The sequence below is a fragment of the Pseudoalteromonas sp. GW168-MNA-CIBAN-0100 genome (assembly GCF_040309225.1).
Taxonomy (GTDB): domain Bacteria; phylum Pseudomonadota; class Gammaproteobacteria; order Enterobacterales; family Alteromonadaceae; genus Pseudoalteromonas; species Pseudoalteromonas arctica.
On sequence record NZ_JBEOOL010000588.1, the window covers coordinates 1 to 270 of the forward strand.

General features: G+C 43.3%; 1 protein-coding gene. It reads left to right on the forward strand.

The features are described 5' to 3' along the window. On the forward strand, positions 1-270 hold a 270-nt coding region (locus AAEY62_RS22560; protein WP_350636649.1), incomplete at both ends, for a type II secretion system protein GspL.

Here is a 270-nt window from a genome sequence, read left to right on the forward strand (position 1 = left end):
GTGCAGAAGAGCCTTGTGTAGCGGCAATTGAGCTCAACAAGCAATGGCTATTTAAAAAAGGTGACTGGCATATCGGTGCGGTTGAAAGCAGCTGGTTAAAGGAATATCTAACGGCTTTAGGTCACCCTGATATAAAACATTACAGCCCTGCAGAGCAATTTCCTGAAACGCTTACCTTGCATCCGCAAACCAGTGATTATGAGCTGCCGTTAGCATTATTTGCTAAGCAGTTAGATCAGCTTAAATTTAATTTGCGTCAAGGGCCTTACA